Raw genomic sequence first — 19,123 nt, forward strand, 5'->3', positions numbered from 1 at the left:
GGCTATTCCTCCCGGCGGGCGGTGTCGGCGTGGAGGTTTTCCTCGTCATGGCCGCCCGTCTTTTTGCCGAACGGCAGTGCTTTGAGCAGCGGACCCACGACCGCCATCACGGCGAGGCCCCAGGCGACGCCCAGAACGGCCGAGCACAGGGTGTTGACGAGCCAGGCCAGGAAGCCGCCCACCACCGCGATGCCTGCGAAAGGGTGCTCGAGGGCATGGACCAGGTCATACGGGGCGTGCCAGCCGAGATCGTAGGCCCCCTGCAGCATGATGTGGCCACCCACCCACAACATGGCGACGGTCCCGATCAGGGTGATCGCGGCCAGCACGGCGGGCATCCCCTTGACGAGCAACTCGCCGAACCGCTGGGAGCGCTCGGAGTCCTTGGTGGTCAGGTGCAGGCCGACGTCGTCCATCTTGACGATAAGTGCGACAGCCCCGTACACGAGCACGGTGATCACCAGGGCCACGATGACCAGGATGAACGCCCGGACCCAGATGGACTCGGTGGCCACCTCGTTCATGGAAATGACCATGATCTCGCAGGACAGGATGAAGTCAGTGGTGATGGCACCCTTGACGACCTTGGCCTCGGCGTCCGGGCCCCGTTCGACCGCCGGTGCGTCTTCGTCGGCCTCGTGGTGGCCGCTCAGCTTGTGCCAGACCTTCTCGGCACCCTCGTAGCACAGGTAGGTGCCGCCCAGCATGAGGATGAACGGAATGGCCCACGGGACGAAGGCGCTGACGAGCAACAGTGCCGGCAGGATGAACAACAGCTTGTTCCGGAGCGAACCCCAGAAGATCCGTTTGATCATCGGCAGTTCGCGGGAGGGATCCGCCCCGGACACGTACTGCGGGGTAACGGCGGCGTCATCAATCACCACGCCGGCGGCTTTGGCCCCCGCCTTGGCGGCTCCGGCGGCGACGTCGTCCACGGAGGCGGCCGCTATGCGGGCCAGGGCAGCGACGTCGTCCAGCAGGGCTACGAGACCGCCGCTCACAGCTCGCCCCCGCGCGGCTCAAGATCGGATGGCTGGGCGTTGATTGCTCGCTCGAGTCGCGTGGAATGCATGCTCGGAGTATATGGGCGCGGGCAGCTTGCCGAAAAATGCCCTCTAAGACCGGGCTCCGGGGACCTCAGGCACCAGGGCGGGTCCGCCGTCGCGCTTTACCCGACCGCAACATAAGCGCGGCTAGGCCACTGCCGCAGCCCTGTCGATCGCGTCCCGTAGCCGGACCGCGGCGGTCTCGGGCGGGATGTCGGCGATGAACGCCCCCATCGCCGCTTCGGATCCGGCCAGGTACTTGAGCTTGTTCTCTTCCCGCCGGGGAGATGTCAGTTGCAGCATCAGCCGGACGTCTTCCCGGTGGGTGTTGACGGGGGCCTGGTGCCACGCGGAGATGTAGGGGGTCGGCGTCGAGTAGAGGGCGTCAACACCGCGCAGGAGCCGGCCGTACAGCCGGGAGAACTCGTCGCGTTCCGCATCGGTCGTCGCCGCCAGGTCCGGGACTTGCCGGTGGGGAAGGATGTGCACTTCCAGCGGCCAGCGCGCGGCGAACGGGACGAACGCCGTCCAGTGCTCGCCGCGGAGCAGCACCCGCTCGGATTTCTGCTCGAAGCTGAGGACGTCCTCGAACAGGGTGCCGCCGTAGTTCCCGATCGTGCGGATCAGTTGGGCGGTGCGCGGGGTGATGTACGGGTAGGCGTAGATCTGGCCGTGCGGGTGGTGCAGCGTCACGCCGATCGCCTCGCCGCGGTTCTCAAAGGGAAAGACCTGCTCGACGCCGGGCAGCGCGGACAGTGCCGCCGTCCGGTCGGCCCAGGCCTCCACGACTGTCCGCATTCGGGACAGCGATACTCCGGCGAGGGATCCGGTGTGTTCGGGGGAGAAGCACACCACTTCGCAGCGGCCCACTGATTGCCGGCTGCGTCCCAGGCCGGTCCTGGCCAGGTCTTCGAGGCCTTCCGGCGCTTCGGTGCCTTCCGGCGCTTCCGGGCCGGCCAGCCCGGGGCCGAAGGACGGTGACTTGTTTTCGAAAACGGCCACGTCATAGAGGCTGGGGATCTCGGAGGGGTTGTCCGGAGATGCCGGGGCCAACGGGTCCAGATGGGAGGGCGGGAGGACCACCCGGTTCTGCCGGGCGGCCGCGATCGAGATCCATTCGCCGGTCAGGACATCCTGGCGCATGGTGGCGGTGGGCGGCCGGACGGACGGTTCGCGGAGGTCCGGTCCGCGGTCCGGCGGGAGCGCCGTGTCCGCGTCGTCGAAGTAGATGAGGTCCCGTCCGTCGGAGAGCTTGTAGGCACGCTTGGTGATCTGGTCCATGCTAGGAGTTCCTTACGGGGCGGCCGAGCGGGCTGGTAGCGGCTTCATGTACCCGGCGGACGGCCAGGAGCACGCCGTGCTCGGGGTTGAGGACAGGCATGGGGAGGCCGGACGCTGCCAGGAAACGGCCGGTGGCCTCGACGCCGGTGCTGAGCCACTCCGGTGCGATGGTCTGCATAAAAGCGTGTTTGTCGCTGGCCGCCGGGTAGACGGCCTCCACCTGGTAACGGGCTTCGGGGTCCAGCGCCGGAAGGCAGACCCGCCCGGGGACTTCGGCGAATGACGTTGCCACGGACACCAGCGCGTAGAGGGCTTCGCTGCCATCGTGTGCCACGACACCCTGCAGCCGCAGGGCGGGATCGGGCTCGTCGGCGCGCACCATGTGGCCGCTGTGCAGCAGGGCCCGGTATTCCTTGTACAGCGCGATCGCCCGCCCGAGCTCTTCACGCTCAGCGGGGGTGAGTTGCCGGAGGTCCCATTCAAGGCCGAAGTGGCCAAACATCGCAGTGATCGCCCGGAACGAGAGATCGTGGGTCCGCGCCGTGGTGTGGCTCGTGGTGGGCCCGATGTGTGATCCGACGAGTTCCGGCGGCACCACCATTCCGGTCCAGCGCTGGATAGTCTGCCGTTCCAGGGCATCGTTGCAGTCCGACCCCCAGACCCGGTCCGTGCGTTCCAGGATGCCGAGATCCACGCGGGCGCCCCCCGATGAGCAGCTTTCAATTTCGACGCCGGGGTGTGCTCTGCGCAGTTCGTCCAGGAGCCGGTAGACAGCCCGGGTCTGGGCATGGACCGAAGGCCGGCCGGCGTGGCCCATCTCGGTCAGGTCCCGGTTTTGATCCCATTTGAGGTAGCTGATCCGGTTCTCGCGGAGCAGGGCATCGAGCCGGTCGAAGATGTACTGCCAAGCGTCGGGGTTGACCAGGTCCAGGACCTGCTGGTGCCGCCACCGTTCCGGCAGGCGGCCGTCCAAGCTGCCCGCGCCGTCTGAGCCCGCTGTGCCGACCGCGCCGTCTGAGCGGGGTGCGGCGGGCCCGGCGATCCAGTCCGGGTGCGCCCGGGCGAGGTCCGAGTCCTCGTTGATCATCTCCGGTTCCACCCACAGGCCGAACTCCATCCCGTGGCCGGTCACCGCGTCGATCAGCGGGGTGAGGCCGTCGGGCCAGAGCTGCTCATCGACATACCAGTCGCCAAGGCCCGCGGTATCGTTGCGCCGGCCTCGGAACCAGCCGTCGTCGAGCACGTAGCGTTCAACGCCCAGACTGGCGGCGGACTGGGCAAGCTCCAGCAGGGCCGGCAGCCGGTGGTCGAAATAGACGGCCTCCCAGACGTTGAGAACCACCGGGCGGGGCTTGCCGGACGCCGCACCCGGGTGGTGCGGCCGGCCGCGGAACCAGGCGTAGAAAGCTTGCGTGATGCCGTCCAGGCCGGCGTCGGAGTAGGCGGCAAACAACCACGGGGTCTCATAGCGGGCCTGAGGTGCCAGGCTGATTTCCGCCGACCCGAGCAATTCCGCCGCGCCCATGACAGTTCGGCCGTCGCCGGCAGTATCGACGAAACTCTCGTGGTTGCCGCTCCAGCCCAGGTGGACAGCCCACACCTGCCCGTGGCGGAACCCGAACCCGGCCGTGCCGGCGGCCAGCAGGAGTGAGGCATCATGGCCGGTCCGGCCGTGCCGGCCGGACCGGACCCAGGTGCCCTGGTGCAGCGGAAGGCGCTGGGGGTGGGACTCCCGGCACCATCGCCCGGTCAGGTCAAGAATTTCCGTGGCGGCCCGGCCCACCGGCAGCACCGCCGCCAGTTCCTCGACGAAGTAGGTGTCCGGCCCATCGTTCGTCAGGGAGTGGCGGAGCTGGAGCAGGCCGCCGTCGTTGATCCGGACCTCGGTCCGGACCGTGATGCCGGCGTCGGGATCGGCCTGGGTGATGACGGCGGTACCGGGGCCGCCCTCGGCAACGGCTACCAGCCGGAGCCTGGCGGAGAACGCCCCGCCGTTTCGGTGGCCGCGGAGTCCGGGACGGCCACGCCAGCCGGAGGACGCCTGCGGGATCAGGCCCAGGGTCACCGGGGTGTCCAGTGCGGAATGTGGCACCGGGTCACGCAGCAGCGAAAGGTCCGGCAGGTCCGGGCCGAGGTCGGCGCCGAAGTGCACCAAGGCCGGCTCGCCGGTGCTGAAATCAATCAGCAGCGCCGTCCCCGAGTGCCGCAAGTACAGCGATGCCGGGGGCAGGCCGGTTCCCTCGGTAACGGGTTCCGGGGCAAGGTTCAGGTCCGGGTTGTTCACTGCAGCTCCAGGCGTTGTGGGGTCAGGGTGGGGTGGTGGGTGCCAGCGGTCAACCGGATGTGGCGCCGGCCGGGGCGCCGAGCGCGGCAAGCCGTAGCCGGCCCACGCGTTCGCCCAGGATGCGCCGGGCTTCGCCGCCCAGCAGGTCGTCGCTGATGAGTTCATCGGCGTCCTCGAGGGCGGCGATCGTGCTGATGCCCAGCGTGCCCCACTTCGTGTGGTCGGCCAGGACCACCACCCGCCGCGCCGCCGCCACGAACGCCCGGTCGGTTTCGGCCTCAAGCACGTTCGGCGTGGTAAATCCGGCGTCGGCGTCCACGCCGTGGACGCCGAGGAACAGCACGTCCAGGTGCAACTGCTTGAGGGAGGACGTGGCCAAGGGACCCACCAGCGCGTCGGAGGGAGTGCGCTCGCCGCCGGTCAGGATCACGGTGGACGGCGACGAACTCTGGTGGAAAACGTTGGCAATCCGCACCGAGTTGGTGACCACCGTGATCCGCGGCCCGGCGGACAACAGCTGGGCCAGCGCCCAGGTGGTGGTGCCCGCGCTGAGCCCCACCGCCATTCCCTCGCGCACCTGGGCGGCAGCCTCCTGCGCAATAGCCATCTTTTCGTCCTTGAGCTGGGTCACCTTCAGCTCAAAACCGGGCTCGTGCGTGCTGGCTCCGCCCGGCAGTTTGGCCCCGCCGTGGATTTTCTCCACGGCGCCTGCCGTATCGAGGGCGTCGATGTCCCGCCGCACCGTCATCAGGGAGACACCCAGCATCTTGGCCAGGTCCGCCACACGGACGATCCGCTCACGCTGGACCTCTGCGAGGATGGCTGAGTGGCGGGCTGCGGCGAGCATGTGGAGTCCCTACAGGCTGGAGTGGGTTGACTGGTTTGCCGACGTGCCGACCAGCTGGGCGGCAGGCGAACGGACGACGGCGACTGCACCGGCCGCGAGCCCGAGCCCACCGTTGAGGTCCGCGCCGGTAATGAGGTCGACGCCTTCCAGCGGTAGCCGCACCTCGCGGGATCCGTGGTTGATGCAGAACGTCCAGTCGGTTCCGTCCTTGCTGCGCCGGGCAACTTCGACGTCCTCCGGCAGGTCCGGAACGAGCGGCTGCACTCCTGCGTCGGCACAAACGCTGCTGAGCAGTTCGCCCAGGCCCTCCGGCGCGAGCGTGGTGGCCACGTAGTAGGAGCGGCCCCTTCCGGCGCTGTTGCGGGTCACGGCTGGAGAACCTGCAGCCGGTCCCTCGGCCACGGTCGCTAGGACCTCGGCGGTGGTGGCCCTGCCCAGTTCGTTCCAGCAGCTGCCGGCACCGAAGCCGCTGAGCCGGACACTTTCACCTGCGCGCAGCGGAAAGAACTCTTCCATCTGCACGCCGAGGAGTCCGCTGAAGGCACCGGGGTAGCTGCCGAGCCTGATGTGGTCATTTTCGTCGACAATTCCGGAGAAGTACGACACCACAAGGTGGCCGCCGGTGCGCACGTATCCCTCCAGGTTTGCCACGCCCGCATCGGTGAGCAGGTACTGCATGGGGGCAATGACCAACCGGTAGCCGGAGAGGTCGTCGGTGCTCCGGGCGAAGTCCGTGGGGATGCCGGCGCGGTAGAACGCATCGTGCCAGCGCCGGGTCTCGGCAATGTTCGAGGCATCCACGCTCGGGTGCGAGTCCAGCTCGGAAGCCCAGCGGGCATCGGTGTCGTGCAGGATGGCGACGTCCACGCGGCCGGAAGCCCCGGTGACCACCGAGCCGCTGATTTCGGCCAAGCTGCGCAGCGCCTGGCCAAGTTGCACCACTTCACGCCACACCTTGGTCTCAGTGCCTGCATGGGGCAGCAGCCCGGAGTGGAACTTCTCGGCGCCGGCGCGCGAGGCCCGCCACTGAAAGAACAGTGCCCCGTCCGCCCCGCGGGCCACGTGCTGCAGGGAATTGCGCAGCATCTCGCCGGGAGCTTTGGCGATGTTGCGGGGCTGCCAGTTCACGGCCGACGTCGAATGCTCCATGAGCAGCCACGGCTTGCCCTTGGCCCAGCCGCGGGTGAGGTCCGCGGTGGCCGCCAGCTCCTGGAAGTTCCGCAGGTCCTCGGCAATGAGGTAGTGGTCGTTGGAGACAACATCCATCTCCTCGGACCAGCGCCAGTAGTCCACCGGCTGGTGCAGGCCCATGTTGAAGCCCATGAAGTTGGTGGTGACCGGGTGCCCGGAGTGCGAGCGGATGATGGCCGCTTCGGCCTTGTAGCATTCGAGCAACTCGTCAGAGGAGTAGCGGGCGAAGTCCAGCTGCTGGGTCGGGTTGACCCAGGTCCCGGACGTGCGCGGGGGAAGGATTTCCTCCCAGTCCGAGTAACGCTGGGACCAGAACGCGGTGCCCCAGGCGGCATTGAGGGCCTCGAGGCTCCCGTAGCGGCGTTCGAGCCAGCGCCGGAAGCCGGCGGCGGCGCCGTCGGAGAAGTCCGGCTGGTTGTGGCAGCCATACTCGTTGTGGACGTGCCACATGACGACGGCGGGATGGTCCTTGTAGCGCGCGGCGATCTGCTCGGTGAGCGCCGCGGCTGCCCGGCGGTAGTCGGCGCTTGAGGCAGCGAAGGCCTGCCGGGAACCGTAACTGTGCCTCACGCCGTCGGCCGTTACCGGCAGCGACTCAGGGTACTTGTGGCTGAACCACGGCGGCGGCGAGGCGGTAGCGTTCGCCAGGTCAACCCTCACACCGTTGGCATGGAGCAGGTCAAGGATCCGGTCCAGCCAGCCGAACTCGTAGACGCCCTCGGATGGTTCCAGGAGTGACCAGCTGAAGATGCCCACGCTGACCAGGTTGACGCCGGCCTCGCGCATCAGCCGGACGTCTTCTTCCCACGTCTCCTCGGGCCACTGCTCGGGGTTGTAGTCGCCGCCGAAGGCGAGCATCGGGGACCCTTCGGCGCCGAGGTGGGCGGTGATGTAGTCCATGGAAGCGTTGTTGCTGTTGTCCACGTTTATCCTTTGCTGGAGCCGAGCGTCAAACCGGCTACGAAGTGTCGCTGGAGCAGGAGGTAGATCACCAGGGCCGGGATCGCTGTGATCATGGCGCCGGCGGCGATGAGGTTGTAGTTGGAAAGGAACTGGCCCTGGAGGTTGTTGACGGCCGTGGTCAGCGGGAGGCGGTCGCCGCTCTGCAGGAAGAGCAGCGGCCAGAAGAAGTCGTTGTAGATGAAGATGACCTCGAGGGTGCCCATGGCGGCCAGGGCCGGCCGGCACAGCGGCAGAATAATGCTCCAGTACTGGCGCCAGATCCCGGCCCCGTCCACCAGTGCGGCCTCTGTGAGCTCAGGGGAAAGCGCCTTCATGTAGTTGGAGAGGACGAAGGTCACGAAGCCGATCTGGAAGGCCGTGTCCACGGCGATCACACTGATGTACGTGTTGAGCAGGCTCCCGGAATCGCTGATGCTGTACGGCAGCTGCAGCAGCTTGAACATTTCGAACAGGGGAGCGGCCAGGACCTGTGGCGGCAGGAGGTTGCCGGCGGTGAACATGATCAGGAGCGTGACGTTGAACTTCCAGTTCACCCGGCTCACGGCGAACGCCATCATCGACGCAAAGAACAGCACCAGGATGACGGACGGGACGGTGATCAGGGCGGAGTTCCAGGCGTATTGGGCGAAACCGCCCTGGGTCCACGCCTGGCTGAAGTTGTCGAAGTTGAAAGACCCTCCGAAGCTGAAATAGCCGTACTTGTCCGTGTCTGCCTTGGGCCGCAGCGCGGTGAAGATGGTCCAGACCAGGGGGATGAGCCACATAACGGCGAGCACTATGAGGAATACGTGGATGCCGTAGTGGGGCTTGCCGCGCTTGGTGTTGGCCGGCTGGCCGGACCTGATGCCGGCGCTCCGCCCGGTGGGCGAACTGCCCGCAGCGGGGGCATCCGTGGGCTGTGCGATGCTCATGCCTCTTTGTCCTTTCCGAAGGCCCGGGACAGGTAGAACGTGATGGGTACCAGCGAAATGACAAGGAGGATGACAGCCAAGGCGGACCCGACGCCGATCACCTGACCCTCGCCGACCAGGTTTTGGATGACCAGGGCGCTGATGAGTTCCAGGCCGTTGGTGCCGCGGTTGATCACGTAGACGATGTCGAAGGCCCGGAGGGACTCGATCACGGTGATCACAATGATGATGACGTTGACCGGGCGCATGGCCGGAAAGATCACCCGGAAGAAGGTCTGCACCGCGTTGGCGCCGTCGATCTGCGCGGCCTCGCGAAGCGTGGGGTCCACGCCCTTGAGCCCGGCCAGGTAAAGGATCATGACGTAGCCTGCGTGCCGCCATGTCGCGGCGATGAGCGCGGCCCAGATGTTGACGCCGGAATCGCCGAACCAGTCCACCGCCTGCGGCGTTCCCGCCGTGCCCAGCAGGAAGTTCAGGAGCCCGCTGTCGCGGTTGTAGAAGAGCTGCCAGATGACGCCGATCAGTGCCAGGGAAAGCATCACGGGAGTGAAGAAAATGCTCTGATAGATCTTGGTGCCCCGGATGTTCTGGTCCAACAAGATGGCGAGCAGGAGCCCCAGGGGTGTCGCGATAACGGCGAGGAAAACCAGCCAGAGCACGTTGTGTTGCACGGCCGGCCAGAACGGAGGGTAGTTCTGGGCGATGAACTCGTAGTTGCTGAGCCCTGCAGGCTTGATGTCGTCCAGACTCAGGCCATTCCACCGGGTAAAGGACAGCGCCGCCGATAGCAGCGTCGGGATCCAGACCAGGACCAGTTGGATCAGGGTGGGCAGGCCCACCATGAAACTCAGGACCCACTTATCGCGGCGGGAGAGCCGCCGGACCCGCCCCGTGCGGGGGGCGGCTGTGCGCCGCGCCCCGCCGGGGCTCGTTTTGGAAAGTGTACTCACGGGAAGATATTCCTTAGTGCCGGATCGTGGTGGCCTGAGTGTCCGCTATTGGGCGGCGTAGAGCGACTTGGCCTGGGCTTCCAGGTTCTTGACATCAACGTTGCCGTCCTTGATGAACGACTGCAGCGCCGGGATCATGACGTTGTTCGCCATGGCCGGCAGGGCGTCCCGGTCGAAGAACTGGCTGATGCTCTTGGCGTTGGCGATGACGTCCGCCATCTTCTTGCTCAGGGGCGAGAACTTGGACGTATCTGCCCCCTTGGCGGCGGCAATGTTTGAGCTGTCCACGGAGGCATACACGTCCTGGCCTTCGGGGGTGCCGAGGTACGCCAGGAAGTCCCTTGCGGACTGGTTCTCGCCGCCCTTCTTTGACAGCAGCAAACCGTCGATAGGCGCCTCGACGGCGTCCCGGCCTTCCATTGCGAGTTCCGGGAACGGGAAGAAATCGATGTCGTCGGCGACAGCCTTGTCCGTGTACTGCTGGGTGAGGAAGGACCCGAGCAGGTACATCCCGGACTTCTTGTCGCCGAGGTTCTTCGCAGAGTCTTGCCAGGTCATGCCGAGGGCATTCGGGTTCTGGAAGGGCAGGAGCGCCTTCCAGGTGTCGAAGACATCGCTGACCTTCTTTTGGTCCCAGGATTCCTTGTGCGCAGTGAGGTCCATGTGGAACTGGTACCCGTTCAGGCGCATGTTCAGGTAGTCAAAGGTGCCCATTGCCGGCCAGCCGTCCTTGTCGGCGAACTCGATCGGGATGAGGCCGTCGGCCTGCATTTTCTTGGCCAGAGCGGTCAGCGCGTCGAAGGTGGTGGGAACCTCGTAGCCCTTCTCGGCCCAGAGGCTCTTCCGGTAGAAGAAACCCCAGGGATAGTTGTAGTTCGGGACAAAGTACATTTTGCCGTCGGCACCGGTGGACGCCTTCTTCATGGCGTCGGAGTAGTTGCCGCCGATTTTTTCCCACACGTCGTCAATCGGGGCGAGGAGGCCCTTGCCGGCGTAGTACTGCATGCGATAGCCGGCGAACCACGTGAAGGTGTCATCCGGGCTGCCTTGGAGGTAGGTGTTGATCTTGTTCTGGAAGTCGTTGTGGGGCACCACGTTGGTGTTCACCGTGATGCCGGACTTCTTCGTGAAGGCATCCGTGACGGCCTTGTAGGCGTTCTTGGGTACTTCATCCGATGAACCCGACCCGAAAGAGACTGTCTTGCTGCCCGCGCTGCCGGCACCGCCTGCGGGGCCGCTGCCGCCGGTGCACGCCGCCAGCAGGGGAGCGCTTGCAATGGCAAAGGCGCCCGCACCAAACGTCTTAAGCAGCGTCCGCCTGTCCCACCCGCCCTCGCTGGAAGCCCGGCGCAATGCGTCTTCGTGCATGGTCATGATTTCTCCTTTGAAACAGTGCGGGTGGTGTGAAGCATTTCACAGTGATATCTATCATAAACGCACAATAAAGAACGTCAAGGGGCAAAGACGCACATTGTGGAAAGTGGGGCCTGCGGCCGCGGTTGCGGATTTACACGGCCGCAACGATGGGGACATTTGGGGGAAACCGCCGCCCCGGAGAATTAGGGGGAGCGGCAGGAGTACCGGGCCGTTTTCTGCTCGAAGGGTTATGCAAATGCCTACTCCGCTCAACAAGAGCGTGGCGGATTCCGCGCTCCTGACCAGGTCACTCCCACTGGGCCTGCTGCAGGCATTCGTCCAGTCGGACGCCGTAGATGACGGGTTCACGCCCACGCTGCTGGCGGAACTCAAAGTCCTGGCCCGCGTCCCCGGGCTGTTGGTGGCCTGCAACTACGGCGGCACCCTGTGCGCCGCCGAAGGAATCTCCACCGAAACGCTGCCCCTGGGCAGTGCCGCGATCGCACTGCGCGCCCTGGCGGCCCTGCCCAACACCCACGCCGCCGTCATTTCCGGACGGTCGCTGCGCGATCTCGCCGCCGTCTCCCGCCTGCCGGCGGAAGTCCATCTGATCGGCTCGCACGGCGCCGAAGCCGACATGCAGTTCGCCCACGTGCAGCCACTGGCCACCGAAGTGACCCTCCAGAAAGTCAGCACCGCACTCTCCGAGGCGGTGGGCTTCCAGGAAGGCATCTGGATTGAGCGCAAGCCCGTGGCCGTCTCCGTGCACACCCGTCCGGCGGCGCCGGATGTTGTGGAGTCCGTGACGGAAACGGCGCGGGAAATCGCCAGGGACCACGGCCTGTTCTTTATTGTGGATGGTTCGGTACTGGACCTCTCGGTGGTGGAACCGTCCAAGGCCGATGCCCTGGAAAGCCTCCGGTCCCGGCTTGGTGCCAGCGCCGCACTCTACGCCGGCGATGCGTACAGCGATGAGCTGGCCATCGCCACGCTCCGTGGCCCGGACCTGGGGCTGCACGTCGGGCCGGGGGATACGCGCGCCGAACAGCGGCTCCGGGACCCGGAATCGTTTGCCCGGGTCCTGGCCATCCTGTTTGAGCTCCGGCGCGCGTGGCTGTTCGGCGAAGATGCTGTGGGGCTCGAACGGCACACGATGATCGGTAATGGGTCCTCCACCGCCCTGCTCACCCCGGACGCCAAACTTTGCTGGATGAGCCACCCGCTGCCCGACTCAGGTTCGCTGTTTGCCCACATTCTCGGCGGCGATGCGGCCGGGCACTTCTCCGTGGAGCCGGTCAAAGCATCTCAAGTGCTGGGCCAGCGGTACGTGGACAGCACCATGATTGTGGAAACCCGGTGGGCCGACGTGACCGTCACGGACTACCTGGAACCGGCCCCTGAAGGGATCACCAGCCTGGTCCGGGTGCTCTCCGGCACCGGCGCAGCGAGGATCGTTTTTGCACCCCGCCCGGACTATGCCAACGCCCCGTTCAGCATGGAGGCCCGCGGTGACGAGCTGCATATCGTGGGCACGGCGGATCCCATCGTCCTCTCGGCGCCGGGCACCAAGTTCGTGATCACGTCCGACGGCCGGCACGCTACGGCGACGGGCACGGTGAACCTGCAGGACGGCCCGGTGGTCCTGAATTTGCGCTGCGGGGACACTGAACCTGGCCCCGCGGACCCGGACGGCGAGGTGGACCGGCGTGCCGGTGTGGCCCTGCATTCACGCCGCTGGGTCCAGGATCTGGAGCTGCCGGCCGTGAAACCGTCACTGGTCCGCCGCTCTGCCCTGGTGTTGCGCGCCTTGGTTCATGAGCCAACCGGAGCCGTGCTGGCTGCCCCCACCACATCGCTGCCCGAGGGGATTGGCGGGACAAGGAACTGGGACTACCGGTACTGCTGGCTGCGGGACGGTTCCATGACGGTGAATGCACTGGTGGACCTGGGCTCCACTGCCGAGGCTGTAGGGTTTTTGGCGTGGCTGGGGCGGATCCTGGAGCATGCCCCGGGCCCGGAATGGCTGCATCCGCTGTATTCGGTCACGGGGGCACAGCTGTCCACGGAAGCCATCATCGACACCCTGCCCGGATACGCCGGCTCCCGTCCGGTCCGGATCGGAAATGCCGCCGACCACCAGGTGCAGCTGGATGTCTTTGGGCCCGTGGCCGAACTTATCGCCGCGCTGAGCGAGCGGAACGGCTCCCTGGCGGACGGCCACTGGGACCTGATGGTGAAGATGGCCTCCGCCGTGCTGGCCCGTTGGCATGAGGCGGACCACGGCATCTGGGAAGCCCGGCGTCCGCCCCGGCACCACGTGTACAGCAAGGTGATGTGCTGGGTCACGCTGGACCGGGCACTCCGGACCGCCGCCCGGCACGGCAGGACCCCGGAGCCCGCGTGGGAACCAACGGCACAGGCCATCCGCGAGGAGGTGCTGCGGGAGGGCTGGGATGATTCGGCGCGCTCCTACACCGTTGCCTACGACAGCCCCGACCTGGACGCGGCCGTCCTGCACGTCGGGTTGTCCGGCCTGTTGGATGTCACCGACCGGCGCTTCCTGGCCACGGTCACGGCCGTGGAACGCGAACTCCGGGTGGGGCCCACCGTGTTCCGGTACAGGTACGACGACGGCCTGCCGGGTTTGGAGGGCGGCTTCCACATCTGCACCACCTGGCTCATTGAGGCGTACGTTGCGGTAGGCAGGATCGAAGAGGCCTGGGATTTGTTCGACCAACTGGTGAACCTTTTCGGCCCCACCGGACTGCTTCCCGAGGAATACGACCCCAGCACGGAAACGCATCTGGGGAACCACCCGCAGGCGTACTCACACCTGGGCTTCATTCGCTGCGCCAGGCTCCTGGACCGGCACAGGCCTGAAGTCAGGACGCGGTAGCTAGCGGGACGCCGGCGCGTGGCGCGACGCGGAGAAGATCTGCGGAGCGGGCCGGGTACCGGTGGCCAGATCCGCGAGGATCCGCCCCACCACCGGGGTGAACTTGAAGCCGTGGCCGGAGAAGCCCGCACCGATAACTATGGGGCCGATCCGGTCAAGGACGAAGTCTTCGTCCGGTGTGGTGGTGTACGTGCAGCTGATGGCCTCGAAGGAATCAGCGTCGACGCCGGGAAGCCAGGCCCGGGCATAGTCCTGCAGCGCCGCGAGCTGGACCGGTTCCGGGAGGAAGGAACGCCTGTCCGGGTCCACCACCGGGCCCACGCCGTGCCAGCCGGCCTTGATGCCTTCGCCCGGCGTCTGCATCCCGTAAACGGGTGAATACCAGTCCTTGTAGTCCGGCCCGGGTCCGGGAGTGTGGTTGAAGCCGGGCCACACAGCGCCGTCGTCGGAAACGCGGAAATGCGCCGGTTGTTCTTGCGTGACCCTCAACCGGGGGATGCGGAGCTTCCCGCTGCCGGCCGCCCGGGCCAGCAGTTTCGCCGTCCAGGCGCCGGCGGTCACCACTGCCTGCCCCGCGGTGACCACCTCGGTGGTGCCGGCAGCGCGGGGTTCGCCGCCCGCGCTCCCGCCAGTCCCGCTCCCGCCGGTCCCGCTCCCGCCGGTCCCGCCGTCGGCGTTTTCCAAGGTGAGCCGGACGCCGTCGTCCATGATTTCCAAGTCCACCACCCTGGTGTGATGCCGGATCTCGGCGCCGCGGGCAGCGGCGAGCCGCTGGAAGGCAGGGAGCGCAGCCTCCGGGTTCAGCTGACCGCCGTCGGGCATGTAGAGCACCTGCTGGTCGAAACGGATGCCCCGCCACCGCTCGGCGGCCTCCTCCGGGCGGAGCGGCTCAGCCCGGATCCCCGCCTCGGTGAGTGCGGCCTGAACCAGGGGAAGCCGCGGATCAGGACCATGGTTGACGATCCCCGTCCGGGTGAGCAGCCGCTCGCCGCTGTCCTGCTCCAGCTCATCCCAGAGGGCCAGCGCCTCGGCCAGCATGGCCACGTACTCCGGCCGGTAGTAGCCCGGGTTCAGGTTCCTGGTGCTGCCGTGCGAAGCACCGTTGTGGTGGCCCGGTCCGAACTGCTCCAGCAGGGTGACCTGCCGGCCGCGGCGCGCCAACGCCCAGGCGGCGGCGGAGCCCATTGCTCCGCCGCCGATCACAACGGTGTCGAGTAGTGTTCCCACGTGGCTCCTCAGGGTCCGGTCAGTTCAGCAGTTCAGCAGTTCAGCAGCAGAGTCAGTTCAACAGCAGGGCGACGCCGATCATGGCGGGTACCGCCACCACCGTGGTGATCAGGACGGTGTCCTTGGCCACGGTGAGGCCGGTGGAGTAGCGGCTGGCGGCAACAAAGACATTTTGCGCCGTGGGGAGGGATGAAACCACCACTACGGCGAACAGGGCCTGGCCTTCGAGCCCCAGCACAAAGCGGGCAAAGAGGTAGGCAACGGCGGGCTGGACCACCAGCTTGAAGGTGCTGGCCAGGATGGTGTCCAGCCGTCGCTCGGTGGCGGCCTGCAAGGGGCGGCTGCCGTGGAGGCTCATGCCGAACGCGATCAGCATGGCCGGGATGGCCGCGCCGCCGATCAGGTGGATGGGCTCCAGGACCAGGGCAGGCACCTGCCATTTCATGCCGGCCACCAGCAGGCCCAGCGCGGACCCCACAATCATCGGGTTCCGGAGGATCATGAGGATAAAACCCGCCGGGGTGGTGCGGTGTGCGCTGGTGCTGGCATCCAGCAGCATCAGGAAAACCGGGGTGAAGAATACCAGCTGGAAGATCAGCAGCGGCGCCACGTAGCTGGCGTCACCCAGCACATAGACCGCGATGGGGATGCCCAGGTTGGCGGAGTTCGCCAGGGACGCCGCCATCGAGGACATCAGGGCCTCCGGCAAGGCACGTTTCCGGATGAACTTCACGATGCTGAAGAAGACCAGGGCGCTGGAGATGGCCGCCACCGCGGTAACCAGAAGGGGTTCGGCGAAGACCTCCCGCAGTTCCGCCTTGCTCAGGGTCTCGAACAGGAGGGCCGGGCTGGCTACAAAAAACGTGAGGGCGCTGAGGACCTGGCGGGCGTTCTCACCCAGGATCCGCTGCCGGCCCACGAACCAGCCCACCATGATGATGAACCAGACGACAAAAAAGCCCTGCAGCACGCCTACCACGAGCAGTCTCCGTGGGTGCGGTAGCGGGGTGTGCCGGGACTCACGCTCCGGCTAGGCGGTGGCGTTATGGAGCGCGAACGGCGGGCGCATCAGGCCCGGGGTGTGGCCCTCGGCAGGATCGTTTCCGATCTGGACGATCTTGTTGTCCCTGTCCACGTGGACAACCTTCGGATCGTAGGCCTTGGCCTCTTCCGTGGTCATCTGGGCATAGGTAATCAGGATGACGATGTCGTTCTCGTGCATCAGGTGCGCGGCGGCGCCGTTGATGCCGATCACGCCCGACCCGCGCTCGCCGGCGATGGTGTAGGTCTCCAGGCGCGCACCGTTGGTCACGTCCACGATGGCCACAAGCTCGCCGGGAAGAATATCGGCAGCATCGAGGAGGTCCAGGTCAACGGTGACCGACCCTACATAGTGGAGGTCGGCGTGCGTGACTGTGGCCCGGTGGATTTTGGACTTGAAGATTGTGCGATTCATAAGGCCTCCAGTCTATCGCTGGCCTCCCGGGTTCCGCTGTGACGTACCAAACAGGGACGCACGACGGCGGCTGCCGCACCGCCGTCGTGCGTTACCGCCCCGGCGGTCCGCTGACGGACGCGGCCGTGGCGGCGAGCGTCTCCCGGGCGGCGAGGATGGCAGGCCGGGACGCGCTGGAGCGGCGCACCGACGTGAACACGGTCCGGTGCGGGTCGCCGGGCAGTTCCAGCAGCTTTGCGGTGGTGCCGCGGCCGGTCCAGACGAGGTCCGGCATCAGGGCCACGGCATTGCCGGACTCAATCAGCCTGATCTGGGCCTGCAGGTCCGCTGTTTCGAAGCGCACATCGGGCTCGAACCCGGCGCTCCTGCACGCCTGCTCCGCCCAATGCCGCGACGCGGCACCACGGGGTTCCATGACCCACGGCAGGGCCGCGGTGTCTTCGAGCGAACGGATGGCCGCCCCGCCGTCGGATGCGGGCGGAACTGCGAGCCGAATGGCGTCCGTGGTCAGTTTGACGCGGTCCAGCTCCGGGTACCTTGGCGCGGCGTGGCCCGGATACTGTTCGGCGATCACCAGGTCGAAGTCGCGCGCCCAGGTCTCGTGCAGCGCCGTTTCCGGCTCACGCTGGGTCATTTCGATCCGCACCTCAGGGTACTCCGCCGTCATCCGCGTCAGGGTACCGGGCATCAGGGCCAGCGCCGCGGACTGGAAGACGGCGATCCGCACAGTCCCGGTGACGGTGGTCAGCGACGCAGCCAGATCCGCTTCGGCCTGTTCCAGGGTCTCTAGAAGCTGGGCGGTATGCGCCACCAGGACTTCGGCCTGCGGTGTCAGCTGGACCCGGCGTCCGGTCTTCCGGAGCAGCTCCACGCCCACTTCCTTTTCGAGCAAAGCCAGTTGCTGCGAGACCGACGACGGGCTGTACTGCAGTGCCTCCGCGACCTCCGCCAGTGTCCCCCGGATCTTCAGTTCGCGGAGAAGCCTGAGACGCCGGACATCGAGCATGGCCACATTCCTTGACGAATCTAATGGATATTGGTTAGAAAGATTCACTTTATCTAACGCAAAGACTGCTTGCATACTGGTGTACCTGAGTTACCCCCATCACAGCCCACAACGGGGTCCCCGTCATGGGGCCGCACCCCACGCAGGAGTTCCTGATGAGCACTAAAGACATGAGCCAGTCGATTATGCGGCGCAAGCCCATCGACGACATCGAAGAAGAAAACAAGCACAGCGGGCTGTTCAAATCCCTCGGGCTTTGGCAGCTGACTGCCATCGGCGTCGGCGGCATTATCGGCGTCGGCATCTTTTCCCTCGCCGGGCTGGTGGCCGCCGGCAGCAAGGATACGCCCGGTGTGGGGCCGGCGGTGCTGATTTCTTTCCTTATCGCCGGCTTGGCATCGGCTGCGGCAGCCCTGTCCTATGCGGAATTCGCCGGCATGATACCCCGGGCCGGTTCGGCCTACACCTACGGCTACGTGGCGCTGGGCGAAGTGATCGGATGGTTCATCGGCTGGGACCTGCTGCTGGAATACATAGCCATCGTGGCCGTTGTGGCGATCGGCATCTCCGGGTACCTGGAGGCGTTCCTGTCCGGAATTGGTATCCACATGCCGGTATGGATGACCTCGACGCCGGACGAGGGTAAGGGCGGCATTGTCAACATTCCCGCCATCCTGGTGTGCCTTTTGGTGACCTGGATCCTGTCCCGCGGAACCAAGGCTTTCGGCCGCTTTGAGCTGGTAGCCGTTGCGATCAAGGTCATCCTGATTCTGTTCATCATCGGCCTGGGCATCTTCTATATCGATACGAACAACTACAACCCGTTTATGCCCAGCGGGTTCGGGCCGGTCCTCGCGGGATCTGCAACCGTGTTCTTCGCGGTGTTCGGCTACGACGCCATGAGTACCGCAGCCGAAGAGGCCAAGGACGGCAAGAAGCACATGCCGAAGGCCATCATCCTCTCCCTGATAGTCGCCATGCTGCTCTACGTTGCGGCCACGCTGGTCCTGACCGGCATGCAGAACTATAAGGACATCGACCCGAAGGCCGGCTTTGCATCGGCGTTCACCGGCGTGGGGCTGCCCGTTATCGCCACGATCATCTCGGTGTTCGCCGTCCTGTCCATCCTCACCGTAATGCTGACGTTCCTCCTCGGCGTTACCCGCGTCTGGTTCTCCATGAGCCGTGATGGTCTCCTCCCCGGCTGGTTCGCCAAGACCGACCGGCATGGCACCCCGCAGCGCGTCACCTGGATTGCCGGCGTCGCCTCTGCTCTGCTGGCCGGAGTTTTCCCCATCAAGGCTGTTGCCGACCTCACGAACATCGGCATCCTGGCCGCGTTCGTCGTAGTCTGCCTCTCCGTGATCATCTTCCGCTACAAGAAGCCCGATGCCCCGCGAACGTTCCGCCTGCCGCTGATGCCCGTCATCCCGGCCTTCGGTGTCCTGGCGTCGGCCTTCCTGATGCTCCAACTGCACTGGGAGACCTGGCTGCGTTTCGTCGTCTGGCTGGTGGTGGGCCTCATCATCTACTTCTTCTACGGCCGCAAGCACTCGCTGATGAATCCCAACAGCCCCCGGCACGAGGAAGCCGTAGAGATGCACCGCCCCCTCGCCTAACCTCCAATTTTTACAGGACGCTCTCTCACTTAACGTCGGCTTTCACCGGACGCTCTCTCACTTTCTTGAAGAAAGTGAGAGAGCGTTTCC

14 protein-coding genes are annotated in these 19,123 nt (G+C 66.2%); 2 read left to right on the forward strand and 12 right to left on the reverse strand.

Annotation, left to right across the window (positions count from 1 at the left end; genetic code table 11):
• Nucleotides 1–2: 2 nt before the first annotated feature.
• The 8 genes from AB4Y73_RS15635 to AB4Y73_RS15670 all read right to left on the reverse strand — a co-directional run bounded on the left by AB4Y73_RS15635 (nt 3) and on the right by AB4Y73_RS15670 (nt 10,847).
• Entirely contained in the window at nt 3–1,001 is a 999-nt protein-coding gene (locus tag AB4Y73_RS15635) for a DUF808 domain-containing protein (protein ID WP_441872806.1), read from the reverse strand.
• Nucleotides 1,002–1,193: 192 nt separating this feature from the next.
• Nucleotides 1,194–2,327, reverse strand: a complete 1,134-nt coding sequence (gene galT / locus AB4Y73_RS15640; RefSeq protein ID WP_441872807.1) for a galactose-1-phosphate uridylyltransferase — start codon at nt 2,325–2,327, stop codon at nt 1,194–1,196.
• A 1-nt stretch (nt 2,328) separates the two neighbouring features.
• Nucleotides 2,329–4,557 carry an alpha-galactosidase gene (locus AB4Y73_RS15645; protein ID WP_441872890.1) on the reverse strand — a complete coding sequence of 743 codons (2,229 nt, stop codon included), beginning with the start codon at nt 4,555–4,557 and terminating at the stop codon, nt 2,329–2,331.
• A 103-nt stretch (nt 4,558–4,660) separates the two neighbouring features.
• Nucleotides 4,661–5,458, reverse strand: a complete 798-nt coding sequence (locus AB4Y73_RS15650) for a DeoR/GlpR family DNA-binding transcription regulator (protein WP_441872808.1) — start codon at nt 5,456–5,458, stop codon at nt 4,661–4,663.
• Between the two features lie 9 nt (nt 5,459–5,467).
• Complete coding sequence (locus AB4Y73_RS15655; RefSeq protein ID WP_441872809.1) at nt 5,468–7,573, reverse strand: beta-galactosidase; 2,106 nt, start codon at nt 7,571–7,573, stop codon at nt 5,468–5,470.
• Between the two features lie 2 nt (nt 7,574–7,575).
• Nucleotides 7,576–8,523, reverse strand: a complete 948-nt coding sequence (locus tag AB4Y73_RS15660; RefSeq protein ID WP_441872810.1) for a carbohydrate ABC transporter permease — start codon at nt 8,521–8,523, stop codon at nt 7,576–7,578.
• The gene (locus AB4Y73_RS15665; protein ID WP_441872811.1) at nt 8,520–9,473 is read right to left on the reverse strand and encodes a carbohydrate ABC transporter permease; all 954 of its coding nucleotides are present in this window, start codon (nt 9,471–9,473) and stop codon (nt 8,520–8,522) included. The genes AB4Y73_RS15660 and AB4Y73_RS15665 overlap by 4 nt, the downstream gene beginning before the upstream one ends.
• 45 nt (nt 9,474–9,518) lie before the next feature.
• The gene (locus AB4Y73_RS15670) at nt 9,519–10,847 is read right to left on the reverse strand and encodes an ABC transporter substrate-binding protein (RefSeq protein WP_441872813.1); all 1,329 of its coding nucleotides are present in this window, start codon (nt 10,845–10,847) and stop codon (nt 9,519–9,521) included.
• Between the two features lie 238 nt (nt 10,848–11,085).
• On the opposite strand from AB4Y73_RS15670, the gene AB4Y73_RS15675 reads away from it, so the two are divergent.
• Complete coding sequence (locus AB4Y73_RS15675) at nt 11,086–13,725, forward strand: trehalase-like domain-containing protein (protein ID WP_441872814.1); 2,640 nt, start codon at nt 11,086–11,088, stop codon at nt 13,723–13,725.
• On the opposite strand, the gene AB4Y73_RS15680 is transcribed toward AB4Y73_RS15675, so the two are convergent.
• The 4 genes from AB4Y73_RS15680 to AB4Y73_RS15695 form a co-directional block, all read right to left on the reverse strand.
• Nucleotides 13,726–14,952, reverse strand: coding sequence for an FAD-dependent oxidoreductase (locus tag AB4Y73_RS15680; RefSeq protein ID WP_441872816.1), 1,227 nt, complete (start codon nt 14,950–14,952; stop codon nt 13,726–13,728). It lies immediately after the preceding gene.
• A 52-nt stretch (nt 14,953–15,004) separates the two neighbouring features.
• On the reverse strand, nt 15,005–15,931 hold the full coding sequence (locus tag AB4Y73_RS15685) for an AEC family transporter (RefSeq protein ID WP_441872817.1): 927 nt from the start codon (nt 15,929–15,931) through the stop codon (nt 15,005–15,007).
• Between the two features lie 51 nt (nt 15,932–15,982).
• Complete coding sequence (gene panD / locus AB4Y73_RS15690) at nt 15,983–16,408, reverse strand: aspartate 1-decarboxylase (RefSeq protein WP_441872818.1); 426 nt, start codon at nt 16,406–16,408, stop codon at nt 15,983–15,985.
• Nucleotides 16,409–16,499: 91 nt separating this feature from the next.
• The gene (locus AB4Y73_RS15695) at nt 16,500–17,414 is read right to left on the reverse strand and encodes a LysR substrate-binding domain-containing protein (protein WP_441872819.1); all 915 of its coding nucleotides are present in this window, start codon (nt 17,412–17,414) and stop codon (nt 16,500–16,502) included.
• 155 nt (nt 17,415–17,569) lie between these two features.
• Here AB4Y73_RS15695 and AB4Y73_RS15700 point away from each other — a divergent pair, with 155 nt between their 5' ends.
• Nucleotides 17,570–19,033, forward strand: a complete 1,464-nt coding sequence (locus AB4Y73_RS15700; protein ID WP_441872820.1) for an amino acid permease — start codon at nt 17,570–17,572, stop codon at nt 19,031–19,033.
• Nucleotides 19,034–19,123 lie beyond the last annotated feature (90 nt).

Source organism: Pseudarthrobacter sp. TAF60_1 (assembly GCF_052113505.1).
Taxonomy (GTDB): Bacteria; Actinomycetota; Actinomycetes; order Actinomycetales; family Micrococcaceae; genus Arthrobacter.

What these genes read in the sequence shown, in the direction of transcription:
- galT (WP_441872807.1), bottom strand. Translation starts at nt 2,327, where the DNA reads ATGGACCAGATCACCAAGCGTGCCTACAAGCTCTCCGACGGACGGGAC.
- AB4Y73_RS15650 (WP_441872808.1), bottom strand. Translation starts at nt 5,458, where the DNA reads ATGCTCGCCGCAGCCCGCCACTCAGCCATCCTCGCAGAGGTCCAGCGT.
- AB4Y73_RS15660 (WP_441872810.1), bottom strand. Translation starts at nt 8,523, where the DNA reads ATGAGCATCGCACAGCCCACGGATGCCCCCGCTGCGGGCAGTTCGCCC.
- AB4Y73_RS15670 (WP_441872813.1), bottom strand. Translation starts at nt 10,847, where the DNA reads ATGACCATGCACGAAGACGCATTGCGCCGGGCTTCCAGCGAGGGCGGG.
- AB4Y73_RS15675 (WP_441872814.1), top strand. Translation starts at nt 11,086, where the DNA reads ATGCCTACTCCGCTCAACAAGAGCGTGGCGGATTCCGCGCTCCTGACC.
- panD (WP_441872818.1), bottom strand. Translation starts at nt 16,408, where the DNA reads ATGAATCGCACAATCTTCAAGTCCAAAATCCACCGGGCCACAGTCACG.
- AB4Y73_RS15695 (WP_441872819.1), bottom strand. Translation starts at nt 17,414, where the DNA reads ATGCTCGATGTCCGGCGTCTCAGGCTTCTCCGCGAACTGAAGATCCGG.
- AB4Y73_RS15700 (WP_441872820.1), top strand. Translation starts at nt 17,570, where the DNA reads ATGAGCACTAAAGACATGAGCCAGTCGATTATGCGGCGCAAGCCCATC.